The sequence below is a fragment of the Rathayibacter sp. AY1C2 genome, from assembly GCF_002931195.1.
Classification (GTDB): domain Bacteria; phylum Actinomycetota; class Actinomycetes; order Actinomycetales; family Microbacteriaceae; genus Rathayibacter.
On sequence record NZ_PSWG01000022.1, the window covers coordinates 44,367 to 57,660 of the forward strand.

Below are 13,294 nucleotides of genomic sequence, written 5' to 3' on the forward strand. Positions count from 1 at the left end.
CTGACGACTCCGTAGCAACCCGCGTCGCCGCGGCGGAACCCCTGGCGCCTCCGGCCCGCGAGGCGGAGCGTGGAGCCACACCCGCCTCCTCCCCCGGCCCGACCGAGCTCCTCCTCGTCCGTCACGGCGAGAGCCTCGCCAACATCGCGGCGAGCGCCGCCGAGGCCTCGGGGGCGCACGAGATCGCCGTCGACCGCCGCGACCCCGACGTCGAGCTCTCCCCCGCCGGCGAGGACCAGGCGCGCGCGCTCGGCCGCTGGCTGGCCGAGGAGGCGCGACCCGCCTCCGCCTGGACGTCGCCCTACCGCCGCGCCTCCGCGACCGCCCGCCTCGCCCTCGGCGAGGCCGGCATCGACCTGCGGCTGCGCCCCGACGAGCGCCTGCGCGACCGCGACCTCGGCGTCACCGACCGCCTCACCTCCGCCGGCGTGCGGGCCCGGATGCCCGAGGAGGCGGCGCGGCGCGAGTGGCTCGGCAAGTTCTACTACCGGCCGCCGGGAGGCGAGGCCTGGACGGACCTCGCGCTCCGCGTCCGCGCCTTCGTCGACCACCTCGCCGTCGCCGCGCCTCCCGGGCCGGCGATCCTCTTCTGCCACGACGCGGTCGTCCTCGTCCTCCGCTACGTCCTCGAGGGCCTCTCCGAGCACGAGCTGCTCGACATCGGCGCCTCGACGCCCGTCGCCAACGGCTCCGTCACCCGTCTCGTCCGCGACGGCGACGCGTGGCGCCTCGAGCTCTTCAACCGCACGTCCCACCTCGAGCGCTCCGGCGCCCCCGTCACCCGGCACGACGACCGCGCGGACGGAGAAGGAGACCCTCATGAGTGACCTCGTCTCCCGCGCCCTGCTCGAGCAGCGCTGGCCCCTCCCGGAGCCCGGAGGCTCGAAGCACTCCCGCGGCGACGTGGTCGTCGTCGGCGGCGCCCGCAAGACGCCCGGCGCCGCGATCCTCGCGGGGATCGCCGCGCTGCGGACCGGCGCGGGTCGCATCACGCTCTGCGTCGCCGAGTCGGTCGCGTCGGCCACCGCGGTCGCGCTGCCCGAGTGCGGAGTGGTCCCGCTCGCGGAGACACGCACCGGCTCCGTCTCGGGCCGCGGGCTCGACGTCCTGGCCGGCGAGCTCTCCTCCGCCGACGTCGCCCTGATCGGACCCGGCCTGGACGACCCGCGCGCGACCGCCGCGACCCTCCGTGCCCTCGCTCCGCTCCTCGACGACGTGCCGGCCGTGCACCTCGACGCCTTCCCGCTCGGAGTCCTGCCCGGGCAGCGCCGTCTCGCGCGGAGGCTCGCGGGCCGGCTCCTGCTGACCCCGAACTCGGAGGAGGCGTCCCGGCTCCTCGGCGAGGAGGTCGACGACGTCGAGCGGGCCGCCCTCGCGGTCGCCGAGCGCTACGGCGCGGTGGTGAGCCTGTTCAACACCATCGCCTCGCCGGACGGCGACGCGGTGCGGATCGAGGGCGAGCACCCCGGGCTGGCCACCGCGGGCAGCGGCGACGTGCTCGCCGGAGCGACGGCGGGCCTGCGCGGGCGCGGCGTCGATCCGATGGGCGCGGCCGCGTGGGGCGCGTTCCTGCACACGGAGGCGGACTCGCGCCTCTCCGCGCGGATCGGCCCGGCCGGGTACCTCGCGAGCGAGATCCCGGGGGAGTTCCCTCGAGTGCTGGCGGGGTGAGCGGCGCGGGTGCGCTGAGGACGGCAGTCGTTCCGAGGCGGGCCGGCGGTGCGAGCGCCCCGGACCGAGCCGGCGGCGTGAGAGGCGGCGGTCACCGTGACCGCGGCGTCGACCTCAGTGCGCGACGTCGGCGACCGAGAACGCCACGCCCGGCGTGATCAGGATCGAGGTCTCGCGGGGCTCGCCCTCGCCCTGGTTCACCGTGATCCAGCGCGACGCGGAGCCGTCCAGGGCGCGGTCGATGCTCTCGCGCACCTCCGCGGCCGACGTCTCGCTCAGGCTGAACGGCGCTCCGCCGTAGATGATCTCGACGCGCTTCACAGCATGCTCTCCTCGCTCTGACGGGCGGTCCCGTGGGGCTCCTCGCTGATCCGCAGCCCGTGCGCCGTGTGCGAGTCGGCGAGCAGCTGGCGGATCCAGTCCGGGTTGATGTTCGGGGCACGGCCGCCGTGGTACTTGAAGCGCAGCGGGATGGCGGGGTGCAGCCAGATCGAGGTGCGTCCGTCGCCGACCGCCTGCGAGTCCTTCCACGAGAAGTAGAAGGACTCGTTCCGCGCGAGCTTCGAGCCGATCACGATCTGCAGGTGCGCCAGCAGACGGTCGTCGAAGTCGGCCTCGAGGGTCGAGTCGTAGATCAGTCGCCCCATCAGGCGGTTCTCCGTTCGGGAAGTCGCCCGTCCGCGAAGGGTCGGGCGGAGTCGTGAGTGTCGATCCTACCGGCGCCCCGGATGCTCACCAGGAGTCGTCCTCGCCGTGGAAGTGCGGGATCTCGGTGTCGACGGCGGAGAGGGGCCCGGCACCGCCGTCCTCCTCGGCCACGGGGTGTGAGACGCCCAGGCGGGCCGTCTCGCGGGTGAAGCGCTCGACGAGCTCCTCGTCGAGCAGCTCCTCGGCTCCGTCGTCCTCGGACTCCGAGAACAGCTGGCTCGCCGGTCCGATCAGCAGCGCCGCCCGTCCGGGCCGGCCGGACTCCTGGCGGATCGGGATGTCGACCGTGATCGACCCCTTGGTGAGCGCCAGCGCCTCCGCGTAGGCCAGCAGCGACCGCGCGATGGCGGTACCCGTCAGCACGGAGCTGCCGGCGTAGTGGATGCGTTCCATGCCTCCTTCCTACTCCTCGGGCGGCCGCCCGGTCAGCGGTTGCGCGGTCGAGGCGGGGAGCGCTAGCGCCGCGTCGATCCGGCGGTCGAGCGCGTCGCGGACGGCCGGCCACTCGGCCGCGAGGATCGAGTGGACGGCCGTGTCGCGCCACGAGCCGTCGGCCCGCCGCTGGTCGTGGCGGAGCACCCCCTCGAACACGGCGCCGAGGCGGAGGATCGCGGCCCGCGAGCGCGCGTTCACCGCATCCGCCTGGAGCTTCACCCGCTCGTAGCCGCTGTCGAAGGCGAGTCCGAGCACCAGCCGCTTCGCCTCCGGGTTCACGACGGTGCCCCACGTCTCGGGCGCGTAGGCCGTCCAGCCGAGGTGGGCCGCCTCGCGCGTCTCGTCGAAGTCGGCCAGCGAGGTCGTGCCGACGACGCGCCCCTCCTGCAGCACAGCGAACGGCAGGCCCGTGCCCCAGGGGTAGTAGCGGTCGACGAAGGCGCGGAACTCCTCCGGGGTGCCGGGGAGGCCGGCGAGTCCCCCTCCGTAGCCGCCGGCGAACACCTCCGGACGCCCGATCGCCCGCCCGAGCGGCTCGACGTGCTCGGCGGCGAGCGGCTCGAGGACGATCGAGCGGCCGACGAGCGTGACGGAACCGGGGCGGCGGGGACTGCTCATGCGATCAGTGTGGGGCACCGTGCCAGCATGGCTCCATGAGCACCGCCGCGCTGTTCGAGTCCGCCGCCGCCGCCCTCGTCGGTCTGCTCGCGCAGGTGCGGGACGACCAGTGGGAGCAGCCGGGGCTCGGCGTCTGGGACGTCCGCGGCCTCGCGGGCCACGCGTCGCGGGCGGTGCTGACGGTCGAGGCGTACCTCCTCGCTCCGGAGCCGCCCGAGCCGACCATCGAGGACGCGCTCGACTACTACGCCGCGCTGGCCGGGAACGTCGCCGACCCCGCGGCGGTGGCGCGGCGCGGGGTCGAGGCGGGGCTGCTGCTCGGCGACAGGCCGGCTCAGGCGCTGGCGGAGGCGGCGGGCCGCGCGGTCGAGCTGGTCGCCGCCCAGCGTCCCGGCCGCCTCGTCGCCGTGGGCGGCCACGCGATCGAGCTGGACGAGTACCTCCGGACCCGGCTGCTCGAGCTGGTCGTGCACACGCTCGACCTCTCGCGGGCCACCGGGATCCCGCACGTGCTGCCCGGCGAGGCCGTCGAGGCGTGCTGCGCGCTGACCGGCGGGCTGGCCGCTCGAGCCGGACGCGGCGAGGAGCTCCTGCTCGCGCTGAGCGGGCGGGAGCCCCTCGCCGCGGGGTTCTCGGTGGTGTGAGGGCGCCGGCCCCCGGCTGCGGGTCCTCCGCGGCGCCGGCTCTCAGGCCACGGCGAGAGCGGCGACCGGCGACACCTTCGTGGCGCGGCGGGCGGGCAGCACGGCCGCGACGACCGTGATCACGACACCGACCACGAGCACCGCCACCAGGATCGGCACCGGGACGGTCGGCGGGATCAGTCCGATGCCCGGCAGCGAGCCGAACACCGAGATCGCGCCGCACCAGCCGTAGACCACGCCGAGCACGATGCCGAGCACCGCGGCAGCGATGATCATCTGCGCCGCCTCCAGCACCACCATCGACCGCACCTGCGAGCCGGTGAAGCCGAGCGCGCGGAGCAGGCCCAGCTCGCGCCGGCGCTGCAGCACGCTGAGCGACAGCGTGTTGACCATGCCGACGGCGGCCAGGACGACCGAGAAGCCGAGCAGGACGCTCATCACCGCGGTGCTCACCTGGATGAACTGCTCGAACGCCGCGATCACCTCGGGGTTCGTCTCGCCCGAGCGCTCCATGATCGTGCCGAACGTGGCGGCGGCGACCGCGAACATCGTGACCAGCGACACTCCGATGACCAGTCCGATGACGGCGCGGGCGCTGCGCGCCGGATTGCGGACGGCGTTGGCGGACGCCAGGCGGGCGACGGGGCCCCGGCCGAAGGCGCGGCCCACGAGGGCCGTGAGCGGAGGGAGCAGGACGGGCGCCCCGAGGATCACGCCGGTGAAGGACGCCATGCCTCCGACGAGCCCGAGCAGGACGCCGCCGGGGTTGGCCAGCCCGAACACCACGCCGCCGGCGAGCAGCAGCGCGCCGACCACGACGAAGACGATCGCCGTGACGTTGCGGGCGGTGCGGCCGCGCAGCTCCTCGTAGCGGGGCTCGGCGGAGGATCCGGCGGCCTGCGACGGCGCGACCGCGAGCACGCGGCGCGATCCGGACCACGAGGCGATGACCGTCGAGGCGACCACGGCGATCAGCGGCAGCACGAGGCCGGGCGAGACGAGCGGGTAGTCGAAGCGGGGCAGGGTGCCGCTCCGGATGGCGAGCTCCGCGGCGAGCGCCACGAGAGCGACGCCGGCGACCAGGCCGATCGCCGCTCCGAGGAGCCCCTGCAGGAGGCCCGTGCGGACGATCCCGCTGCGCAGCGACCGGCCGGAGGCGCCGAGCAGGCGCAGCAGGGCGATCTCGCGGGTGCGCCCGGCGATGACGGTCGAGACCGCGTTGGCCGTGACGATCCCGCCGACGAACACCGCGATGCCGAAGAAGACGGCGCCGACCATCCCGAGCATGAGGGCGACCTGGCCGATGCCGTCGATCCCCGCTGCCGCGAAGGCCGCGACCATGTCGGCGATGACCTGCACCAGCACGGCGCCGAACGCCGCGGCGAGTGCGGCGACGGTGACGATGGCGCCCCCGCCCTGGCTCGAGCCCGTGCGCACGCCGCTCACGCCGCGCCCTCCATCGTGAGCATCGCGCGCGAGATCTCCTCGGCACTCATCCCGCGGCGGTCGTCGACGACGGCCCCGTCGCGGAGGAAGACGATGCGGTCGGCGTAGGCCGCCGCGATCGGGTCGTGGGTGACCATGGCGATCGACTGGCCGTACTCGCGGGTGGAGGCCCGGAGCAGGCTGAGGACCTCGCGGCCGGTGCGCGAGTCCAGGTTGCCGGTGGGCTCGTCGGCGAAGATCAGCTGCGGCCGGGTGGCGAGGGCGCGGGCGATCGCCACGCGCTGCTGCTGCCCGCCCGAGAGCTCGTGGGGCCGGTGCGTGAGGCGCTCGCGGAGCCCGAGGGACTCGATCAGCCGGGCGATCCACTGCTCCTCGTCGCCGGTCACGGAGCGGCCGTCGAGCTCGAACGGGAGGCGGATGTTGCCGCGCACGTCGAGCGTGGGGACGAGGTTGAAGGCCTGGAAGACGAAGCCGACGCTGCGGCGGCGGAGCACGGTCAGCTCGGCGTCGCTCATCGAGGTGATCTCGGCGTCCCCGAGGAACACGCGGCCGGAGGAGGCGGTGTCGAGGCCGGCGAGGACGTGCATGAGCGTCGACTTGCCGGATCCGCTGGGGCCCATCACCGCGGTGAACTCGCCCCGCTCGATCGAGAGCGTGACGTCGTCGAGGGCGACGACGGGCGGCGTGCTGCCGTAGAGCTTGCGCACGCCCTCGACGCGCGCCACGACGGAGGAGGTCTGGTTCTGCATGTCCTCGACGCTACGGAGGCACCCGTGTCGCCGGCGTCGTCCGCAGTGGCTCGCGGCGTCATCCCTCCGGCGGACCCGCGGTGGTCCTCCGGGGTCAGCGGGGCCGGAGCCCCGCCCGGCGGAGGGCGAGGGCCGCCAGCGCGGCGGTGACGGCGGGGTCGCCGGTCCGCCAGCCCGCGGCGGCGTCCGGGTGCGCGGCGAGGATGTCGCGGGGGGACGCCTGGGTGAGCGCGCGCAGGGCCAGCAGCTCGGTTCCGCCGCCGGTCGAGCCGAGGGCGCGCAGCTCGGCGGTCCGGCGGGCGAAGCGGAGCCGGGGCCGGAGCCAGAGCACGGCCAGGAGCAGGAGCGGGAGGCCCCCGACGGCGAGCCCGGCGACCACGGCCAGGGCGCTCGCGAGCTGCTGCTGGTCGCGTCCGGCGGCGGCCAGGACGGAGCCGGCCCCGCTCGCCTCGTCGAACGGAGCGCGCACCGCGTCGCCGAGCAGGGGGATGCCGCCGAGGGTGGTCCCGGCGTCGCTCATGGTCGAGCCGAAGCCGCTGCCGGCGCTCTCGAGCCGACGGCCGATCTCGGCCAGGCCGGCGATCAGCGAGCCGACCGCGATCCCCGCGGCGATCGCCACGACGGCCACGCCGAGAGCGAGGGCGTCGGCCAGGATCTGCCGCGCGCGGACGGCCGGGAGGTCGGCGTAGATCTGCATGCGCCGATTATCCGGCGCGCTCGGCGGCGTTCGTGTCTACACCGCAGGAAGGTTCGTCGACAGGGCCCGGGATCCGCGTCTCTCCGCGAGGTCACCGATGTTCTTCCTCCGCTGTGAACACGACGGCCGCCTCCGAGAGGGCTGCCCGGCCCGGCTCCTCGCCGCTTCTAGTCGAGCAGGTCGTGCAGCACGACGACCTGCTCGCGCTCCGGCCCGACGCCGATCGCCGAGAACCGGGCGCCGCTCATCGCCTCGAGCGCGCGCACGTAGTCCTGCGCGGTCTGCGGCAGGTCCGAGAACTCGCGGCAGCCGGAGATGTCCTCCTGCCAGCCGGGGAACTCCTCGTAGATCGGCTTCGCGTGGTGGAAGTCGCTCTGCGAGACCGGGACCTCGTCGTGGCGCACGCCGTCGACGTCGTAGGCGACGCAGACGGGGATGGTCTCGAGGCCCGAGAGCACGTCGAGCTTGGTGAGGACGAAGTCGGTGACCCCGTTGATCCGCGCCGAGTAGCGGGCGATCGGGGCGTCGTACCAGCCGCAGCGGCGCGGGCGGCCGGTCGTGGTGCCGAACTCGAAGCCCTGCCGGCGGAGGTACTCGCCCCACTCGTCGAAGAGCTCGGTCGGGAACGGGCCGGCGCCGACGCGGGTCGTGTACGCCTTGATGACCGCGATGACGCGGTCGATGCGGTTCGGTGCGACTCCGGAGCCGGTGGCCGCTCCTCCCGAGGTCGCGTTGGAGGAGGTGACGAACGGGTAGGTGCCGTGGTCGACGTCGAGCATCGTGGCCTGGCCGGCCTCGAACAGCACCGTCCTGCCGGCGTCGAGCGCCTGCGAGAGGATCAGCGACGTGTCGGCGACCATCGGGCGCAGGCGCTCGGTGTACTGCAGCAGGTCCTCCAGCACCTGCTCGACCAGGATCGCGCGGCGGTTGTAGACCTTCACCAGCAGGTGGTTCTTCTGGTCGAGGGCGCCCTCGACCTTCTGGCGGAGGATGTTCTCGTCGAAGAGGTCCTGGATGCGGATGCCGACGCGGTTGATCTTGTCGGCGTACGCCGGGCCGATGCCGCGGCCGGTGGTGCCGATCTGGCGCTTGCCGAGGAAGCGCTCCGTCACCTTGTCGAGGGTGCGGTGGTAGCTGGTGATGACGTGCGCGTTGGCGCTGACGAGCAGCTTCGACACGTCGACGCCGCGCGCGCTCAGCGCCTCGAGCTCGTGGAACAGCACCTCGATGTCGACGACGACGCCGTTCGCGATGACCGGGACGACGCCCGGGGTGAGGATGCCGGAGGGGAGCAGGTGCAGGGCGTACTTCTCGTCGCCCACGACGACGGTGTGCCCGGCGTTGTTGCCGCCGTTGAACTTCACGACGTAGTCGACGCGGCTGCCGAGGAGGTCGGTGGCGCGTCCCTTGCCCTCGTCGCCCCACTGGGCGCCGGTGATGACGATTGCTGGCATGGCGTGTCCTTCTCGACGGGAGGGGCGGGGGTGGGCGGGTGCGGCGCGGCAGTCGTGCCGCCTCCGCGCGACCAGCCGCTCGATTCTAGCGGAGGGGCCGGAGGACGGCTCCAGCGCGCGGGGTCGACCCGGCGGACTCTTTCGCCGCGGGCCGGCCCCGCGGACTCCCCCCGGCTCCGCGTCGGTCCCGCCGACGCATCGCCGAGCAATGCTCTCGATCCCGTCATGCGCAGTTCACACGCGGCGCATAGATTCGAGGACGTTCACACTCCACTCATCACGCGAACAGGACCACGATGCGCAGACTCCGCGCCGCAAGCCTCCTCGCCGTCGTCGCACTCGGAGCCGCCACCGCCGCTCCGATCGCCTCGGCCGCCCCTCTCGACGACGGCGTCGAGCTCACCCTGGTGTCGACGACCGACACGCACGGGCACGTCTACGACTGGGACTACTTCGCGAACGCGCCGTACCCGGCCGACGGTGCGCTCGGCCTCACCCGCGTCGCGACCGAGGTCGACCGCCTCCGCGCCGAGAAGGGCGAGGAGTCCGTGCTCGTCATGGACAACGGCGACGCGATCCAGGGCACGCCGCTCACCTACTACTACGGCCTCGGCGACGGCGCCGCGGGCGTCCTCTCCGGCGAGACGACGCACCCGATGGCCACCGCGTTCAACACCATCGGCTACGACGCGCAGGTCGTCGGCAACCACGAGTACAACTACGGGCTCGACATGCTCAGCGCGTACGAGGGCGACCTGAACGCCCCGCTGCTGGGCGCGAACGTCGTCGACGTCGCCACCGGCAAGCCGTACCACGACCCCTACACGCTGATCGAGCGCGAGATCGACGGGAAGACGGTCACCGTCGGCGTCCTCGGCCTCGTCACCCCCGGCGTCCGCGTCTGGGACAAGCAGTACGTCGACGGCGTCCTCGAGTTCCAGGACATGGTCGCCGCCGCGAAGCAGTGGGTCCCGATCGTGCAGGAGCAGGCCGACGTGGTCGTCGTCCTCGCGCACACCGGCCAGGGCACGGTCCCGGACGCCGAGTACGACGCCGCCGACCTCAACGAGGACGTCGTCAACAACATCGCGACGCAGGTCCCCGGCATCGACGTGGTCGTCGCCGGCCACAGCCACAAGGACCTGCCGCAGACGCTGTTCACCAACGTCGCCGGCGAGCAGGTGCTGGTCACCCAGCCCGAGTTCTGGGCGCAGGGCCTCACCGAGGTCACCCTGAACCTGGTGCCGGACGCCGCGGGCGGCCTCGAGGTCGACTGGTCGGCCGGGAACGCGCCCGTCACGCAGCCCGTCTACGCGAAGGACATCGCCGAGGAGTCGCCCGCACTGGTCGACGCCCTCACCGAGCAGCACGCCGCCACGATCGAGTACGTGAACACCCCCGTCGCCGACTCGGTCGAGGAGCTCTCGGCCGCGACCTCGCGCTACGAGGACACCCCGATCATCGACTTCATCAACACCGTCCAGGCCGAGACCGTCGAGTCGGCGCTCGAGGGCACCGAGTGGGCCGACCTGCCGGTGATCTCGCAGGCGTCGCCGTTCTCGCGCACCGCCGTCTTCCCGAAGGGGCAGGTCAGCATCCGCGACATCGCGGGCCTGTACATCTACGAGAACACCCTCCGCGGAGTGGAGCTGACCGGAGCCGAGGTGCGCGACTACCTCGAGTTCTCGGCCCGCTACTTCGTGCAGACCGCCGAGGGCGCCGTGTTCGACCCCGAGACCGGCACCAACGCGACGACCGAGGACCGCCCCGACGGCATCCCGGACTACAACTACGACGCGATCTCGGGCCTGGACTACGTGATCGACGTCTCCCAGCCCGCCGGCTCGCGGATCCGCGGTCTCGCCCACGCCGACGGCACCCCGGTCGCCGACGACGAGCGCTTCGTGATGGCGGTCAACAACTACCGCCAGAGCGGCGGAGGCGCCTACCCGGCCGTCGCGCAGGCACCGCTCGTCTACGACGAGCGTCTCGAGATCCGCCAGCTCCTCATCGACTGGTCGACCGCCCGCGGCGTGATCGACCAGGCCGACTTCTACGACCCCAACTGGTCGCTGACGACGGAGCCCGCCGCCGAGGTCCCGGTCACCCCGGCGCCGACCGAGCCCGGCGCCCCGACGGAGCAGCCCACCACCGCTCCGTCGCCGCACCCCACCACCACGGCGGCCCCCGTCGCGGGAGGCTCCGGCCCGGGCTCGCTCGCGAACACCGGCGCCGACGCGGCCGGCCTGATCGGCGGAGCCCTCGTGCTGCTGCTGTCGGGTCTCGCGCTGGTCGTCGCGCGACGCCGCCTCGCGGCCTAGCCGAGCAGGGCACGGGCGGCGGTCGGCGGGGTCTCCCGCCGGCCGCCGTTCGTCGTTCCGGAGGATCGCGGGACGATCGGGCCGCGGACCGGCGGCTCAGTCCCCGCGGCGTCGCGACCGGCGGGCCCGCCAGGCCGAGAACGCCCCGGTCGACCAGAGCGCCCAGACCACCAGCAGGGGCTGGAAGACGAGCCGCACCGCGCGCGCCGCGTCCGTCTCGAGGCCGAACGCCGGCGTCCGCGTCACCAGCTGCGAGATGTTCCCCGGGAAGACCGCGACGAAGAACGCGGCCACCACGACTCCCACGATCACGCGCCACCGCACGAGCACGACGAGCGCGAGCCCGAGCGCGATCTCGACGACGCCCGACGCGACGACCACCAGGTCCGGGTCGGCCGGCAGCCACGGCGGGACCTGCGCCTGGAAGGCCTGACGCGCGACCGTCAGGTGCGCCGTGCCGGCCGTGACGAGCAGCAGGCCCAGGAGGATGCGGGCGAGAGTGCGCGGAACGGAGCGGCGTCCTCCGTCGGGCGCTGTGGCGGCGGTCATGCCCCCCAGTCTGCGCTCGGAGCCCGCTCGCGCCGACCGCGCGCGCGTTCCGGCGGCGCCCCGTATCCTCGTTACCGCCCCGTCCGTAGACCGTGAAACGAGTTCCATGAGCACCCTGCCCCGCCTGATGGCCTTCGACCTCGACGACACCCTCGCCGCCTCGAAGTCCCCCGTCGACCCGGCGATGGCCGACCTCTTCGTGAAGCTGCTCCAGGCCACCGAGGTGTGCATCATCTCGGGCGGCCAGATCGGCCAGTTCCGGATGCAGGTGCTCGACCGCCTCGAGGGCGCCGACCCCGAGGTGCTCGCGAAGCTGCACCTCATGCCCACCTGCGGCACGCAGTACTACCGGTACGAGAACGGCGACTGGGCGCAGATCTACGCCGAGAACCTCACCGAGGACGAGAAGTCGCGCGCGCTCGCCGCCGTCGAGGAGAAGGCGAAGGAGCTCGGCTACTGGGAGTCCGAGACCTGGGGCCCGATCCTCGAGGACCGCGACTCGCAGATCACCTTCTCGGCCCTCGGCCAGTCCGCGCCCGTCGAGGTCAAGCAGGCCTGGGACCCGGACGGCGAGAAGAAGAACACCCTCCGTGAGGCCGTGCAGGCCGCGCTCCCCGACCTCGAGGTCCGCTCCGGCGGCTCGACGTCGGTCGACATCACCCGCAAGGGCATCGACAAGGCGTACGGGATGAACAAGCTCACCGAGCTGACGGGCATCCCTCTCGACGACATGATCTTCGTCGGCGACCGCCTCGACCCGGACGGCAACGACTACCCCGTCAAGGCGATGGGCGTCGAGTGCTTCGCCGTCGAGGGCTGGCACGACACCGCCGCGTACCTCCGCTCCTACGGCCTGTAGCCGCTCCGCGCGCGAGACGTTCCGGGATCCCCTGCTGCGGCGGGGGATTCCGTGCATCCGGGGGTCGTCGTACGCCTCGGGCGCCGTGCGTCGCCGGGCGTCCTGCGTCCAGCCGCCGTCAGGCGTCGGCGCCCCCTCGCGGGTCCTGTGCACCCACGCGTCCAGGCGCTGCGCAGGCGGGCATCGTCAGGCGTCCGGCCCTCCGTCGGGCCGCGGGCACAGCGCGTCCGGGCTCGGCCGGTTCGGGAGTCTGCGCGTCCGGGTCCTGCGCGTCCCGGCCGCTGTCAGACGTCCTCGTTCAGCGATCCGGACGCCGTGCCGTCGAGGGCGAGGCGGAGCCGTTTCGGCAGCTTCGCGACAACGATCGCGTGCGACTCCTCGATGAGCTCGAGCACCAGCTCGCGCTCCACGGTCCCGCCGGCGTCGACCGTCACCCAGTGCTTCTTGTTCAGGTGGTAGCCGGGCTCGATCCCGTCGACCCCCGCGACCAGGTGCACCACGTTCTCGGGCAGCGCCTTCACGCTCACGACCGGCCGCCCGAACCGCTCCGACTCGAGCGCGAACACCTTCCCCGCGACCTTCCACACCCGGATCCCCTCCCCGAACGGGAACCCCGCCTCCGCTCCCGGAAGCCCCTCGAGAAGCCGCTCCACCGCCCCGCCGTCCATCCCCCCATCCTGCCGCAGCCCCCGCGCGCCGCCTAGATCACCCGCCACCCGAGGCCGGCCTCGCGCCGAACGCACGTCCCACGTCCAGGGCCCGAAGCGGCTCGCGCCGAAGGCACGGCCCGACCCTCCAGCACCCGCACCACGCTCGTGCCGCAACCACGGCCCGACTCCTTCACCCCGACCAGGCTCGCGCCGCAGGCGCGGCCCCCGTACTCCCCCCGACCAGGCTCGTGCCGCAGGCACGGCCCCCGCACTCCCGCGCGAGCAGGCTCGCGCCGCAACCACGGCCCGACTCCTTCACCCCGACCAGGCTCGCGCCGCAGGCGCGGCCCCCGCACTCCCCCCGACCAGGCTCGTGCCGCAGGCACGGCCCCCGCACTCCCGCGCGAGCAGGCTCGTGCCGCAGGCACGGCCCCCCGCTCCAGCCCCCCACGGCCGCCGTGCCGGGGGCACGAGCGGCCGTGGGGGGCTGGAG

General features: G+C 73.8%; 15 protein-coding genes. 5 read left to right on the top strand and 10 right to left on the bottom strand.

Annotated elements, in window-relative coordinates; translation table 11 throughout:
• Nucleotides 1-41 precede the first annotated feature (41 nt).
• Together C5C55_RS13695 and C5C55_RS13700 are read left to right on the top strand one after the other, a co-directional pair.
• A complete protein-coding gene (locus C5C55_RS13695; RefSeq protein ID WP_104234277.1) occupies nucleotides 42-827 on the top strand; it encodes a histidine phosphatase family protein in 786 nt (261 codons plus the stop codon).
• Nucleotides 820-1,671: an NAD(P)H-hydrate dehydratase gene (locus tag C5C55_RS13700; protein WP_104234278.1), complete on the top strand. Its 852-nt coding sequence runs from the start codon at nucleotides 820-822 to the stop codon at nucleotides 1,669-1,671. The genes C5C55_RS13695 and C5C55_RS13700 overlap by 8 nt, the downstream gene beginning before the upstream one ends.
• 114 nt (nucleotides 1,672-1,785) lie before the next feature.
• On the opposite strand, the gene C5C55_RS13705 is transcribed toward C5C55_RS13700, so the two are convergent.
• The 4 genes from C5C55_RS13705 to C5C55_RS13720 form a co-directional block, all read right to left on the bottom strand.
• Nucleotides 1,786-1,992, bottom strand: a complete 207-nt coding sequence (locus C5C55_RS13705) for a hypothetical protein (protein ID WP_104222775.1) — start codon at nucleotides 1,990-1,992, stop codon at nucleotides 1,786-1,788.
• Nucleotides 1,989-2,318, bottom strand: coding sequence for an ATP-dependent DNA ligase (locus C5C55_RS13710; protein ID WP_104222776.1), 330 nt, complete (start codon nucleotides 2,316-2,318; stop codon nucleotides 1,989-1,991). Before C5C55_RS13710 ends, C5C55_RS13705 begins: the two co-directional genes overlap by 4 nt.
• 85 nt (nucleotides 2,319-2,403) lie before the next feature.
• Nucleotides 2,404-2,772: a hypothetical protein gene (locus tag C5C55_RS13715; RefSeq protein WP_104222777.1), complete on the bottom strand. Its 369-nt coding sequence runs from the start codon at nucleotides 2,770-2,772 to the stop codon at nucleotides 2,404-2,406.
• Nucleotides 2,773-2,781: 9 nt separating this feature from the next.
• A complete protein-coding gene (locus C5C55_RS13720) occupies nucleotides 2,782-3,432 on the bottom strand; it encodes a GNAT family N-acetyltransferase (RefSeq protein WP_104234279.1) in 651 nt (216 codons plus the stop codon).
• 35 nt (nucleotides 3,433-3,467) lie between these two features.
• Here C5C55_RS13720 and C5C55_RS13725 point away from each other — a divergent pair, with 35 nt between their 5' ends.
• Entirely contained in the window at nucleotides 3,468-4,076 is a 609-nt protein-coding gene (locus C5C55_RS13725; RefSeq protein ID WP_104234280.1) for a maleylpyruvate isomerase N-terminal domain-containing protein, read from the top strand.
• Nucleotides 4,077-4,118: 42 nt separating this feature from the next.
• On the opposite strand, the gene C5C55_RS13730 is transcribed toward C5C55_RS13725, so the two are convergent.
• From C5C55_RS13730 to C5C55_RS13745, 4 genes are all read right to left on the bottom strand, one after another.
• Complete coding sequence (locus C5C55_RS13730; protein WP_258072566.1) at nucleotides 4,119-5,522, bottom strand: ABC transporter permease; 1,404 nt, start codon at nucleotides 5,520-5,522, stop codon at nucleotides 4,119-4,121.
• Nucleotides 5,519-6,271 carry an ABC transporter ATP-binding protein gene (locus C5C55_RS13735; RefSeq protein ID WP_104222781.1) on the bottom strand — a complete coding sequence of 251 codons (753 nt, stop codon included), beginning with the start codon at nucleotides 6,269-6,271 and terminating at the stop codon, nucleotides 5,519-5,521. Before C5C55_RS13735 ends, C5C55_RS13730 begins: the two co-directional genes overlap by 4 nt.
• Nucleotides 6,272-6,365: 94 nt before the next feature.
• Nucleotides 6,366-6,968, bottom strand: a complete 603-nt coding sequence (locus C5C55_RS13740; RefSeq protein WP_104234281.1) for a hypothetical protein — start codon at nucleotides 6,966-6,968, stop codon at nucleotides 6,366-6,368.
• Between the two features lie 167 nt (nucleotides 6,969-7,135).
• Nucleotides 7,136-8,422: an adenylosuccinate synthase gene (locus C5C55_RS13745; RefSeq protein WP_104234282.1), complete on the bottom strand. Its 1,287-nt coding sequence runs from the start codon at nucleotides 8,420-8,422 to the stop codon at nucleotides 7,136-7,138.
• A gap of 296 nt (nucleotides 8,423-8,718) precedes the next feature.
• On the opposite strand from C5C55_RS13745, the gene C5C55_RS13750 reads away from it, so the two are divergent.
• Nucleotides 8,719-10,743, top strand: coding sequence for a bifunctional UDP-sugar hydrolase/5'-nucleotidase (locus C5C55_RS13750; RefSeq protein WP_104234283.1), 2,025 nt, complete (start codon nucleotides 8,719-8,721; stop codon nucleotides 10,741-10,743).
• A 96-nt stretch (nucleotides 10,744-10,839) separates the two neighbouring features.
• Here the strand turns inward: C5C55_RS13750 and C5C55_RS13755 are convergent, their stop codons facing one another.
• Nucleotides 10,840-11,292 (bottom strand): DoxX family membrane protein, encoded by a 453-nt coding sequence (locus C5C55_RS13755; protein ID WP_104234284.1) that lies wholly within the window; start codon nucleotides 11,290-11,292, stop codon nucleotides 10,840-10,842.
• Nucleotides 11,293-11,398: 106 nt separating this feature from the next.
• Here C5C55_RS13755 and C5C55_RS13760 point away from each other — a divergent pair, with 106 nt between their 5' ends.
• Entirely contained in the window at nucleotides 11,399-12,151 is a 753-nt protein-coding gene (locus C5C55_RS13760; RefSeq protein WP_104234285.1) for an HAD-IIB family hydrolase, read from the top strand.
• Nucleotides 12,152-12,435: 284 nt separating this feature from the next.
• Here the strand turns inward: C5C55_RS13760 and C5C55_RS13765 are convergent, their stop codons facing one another.
• A complete protein-coding gene (locus C5C55_RS13765; RefSeq protein ID WP_104234286.1) occupies nucleotides 12,436-12,819 on the bottom strand; it encodes an MmcQ/YjbR family DNA-binding protein in 384 nt (127 codons plus the stop codon).
• Nucleotides 12,820-13,294 lie beyond the last annotated feature (475 nt).

Excerpts from the sequence above, each read along its gene's own strand:
- C5C55_RS13700 (WP_104234278.1), top strand. The coding sequence starts at position 820 with ATGAGTGACCTCGTCTCCCGCGCCCTGCTCGAGCAGCGCTGGCCCCTC.
- C5C55_RS13710 (WP_104222776.1), bottom strand. The coding sequence starts at position 2,318 with ATGGGGCGACTGATCTACGACTCGACCCTCGAGGCCGACTTCGACGAC.
- C5C55_RS13715 (WP_104222777.1), bottom strand. The coding sequence starts at position 2,772 with ATGGAACGCATCCACTACGCCGGCAGCTCCGTGCTGACGGGTACCGCC.
- C5C55_RS13720 (WP_104234279.1), bottom strand. The coding sequence starts at position 3,432 with ATGAGCAGTCCCCGCCGCCCCGGTTCCGTCACGCTCGTCGGCCGCTCG.
- C5C55_RS13725 (WP_104234280.1), top strand. The coding sequence starts at position 3,468 with ATGAGCACCGCCGCGCTGTTCGAGTCCGCCGCCGCCGCCCTCGTCGGT.
- C5C55_RS13735 (WP_104222781.1), bottom strand. The coding sequence starts at position 6,271 with ATGCAGAACCAGACCTCCTCCGTCGTGGCGCGCGTCGAGGGCGTGCGC.
- C5C55_RS13740 (WP_104234281.1), bottom strand. The coding sequence starts at position 6,968 with ATGCAGATCTACGCCGACCTCCCGGCCGTCCGCGCGCGGCAGATCCTG.
- C5C55_RS13745 (WP_104234282.1), bottom strand. The coding sequence starts at position 8,422 with ATGCCAGCAATCGTCATCACCGGCGCCCAGTGGGGCGACGAGGGCAAG.
- C5C55_RS13750 (WP_104234283.1), top strand. The coding sequence starts at position 8,719 with ATGCGCAGACTCCGCGCCGCAAGCCTCCTCGCCGTCGTCGCACTCGGA.
- C5C55_RS13755 (WP_104234284.1), bottom strand. The coding sequence starts at position 11,292 with ATGACCGCCGCCACAGCGCCCGACGGAGGACGCCGCTCCGTTCCGCGC.
- C5C55_RS13760 (WP_104234285.1), top strand. The coding sequence starts at position 11,399 with ATGAGCACCCTGCCCCGCCTGATGGCCTTCGACCTCGACGACACCCTC.
- C5C55_RS13765 (WP_104234286.1), bottom strand. The coding sequence starts at position 12,819 with ATGGACGGCGGGGCGGTGGAGCGGCTTCTCGAGGGGCTTCCGGGAGCG.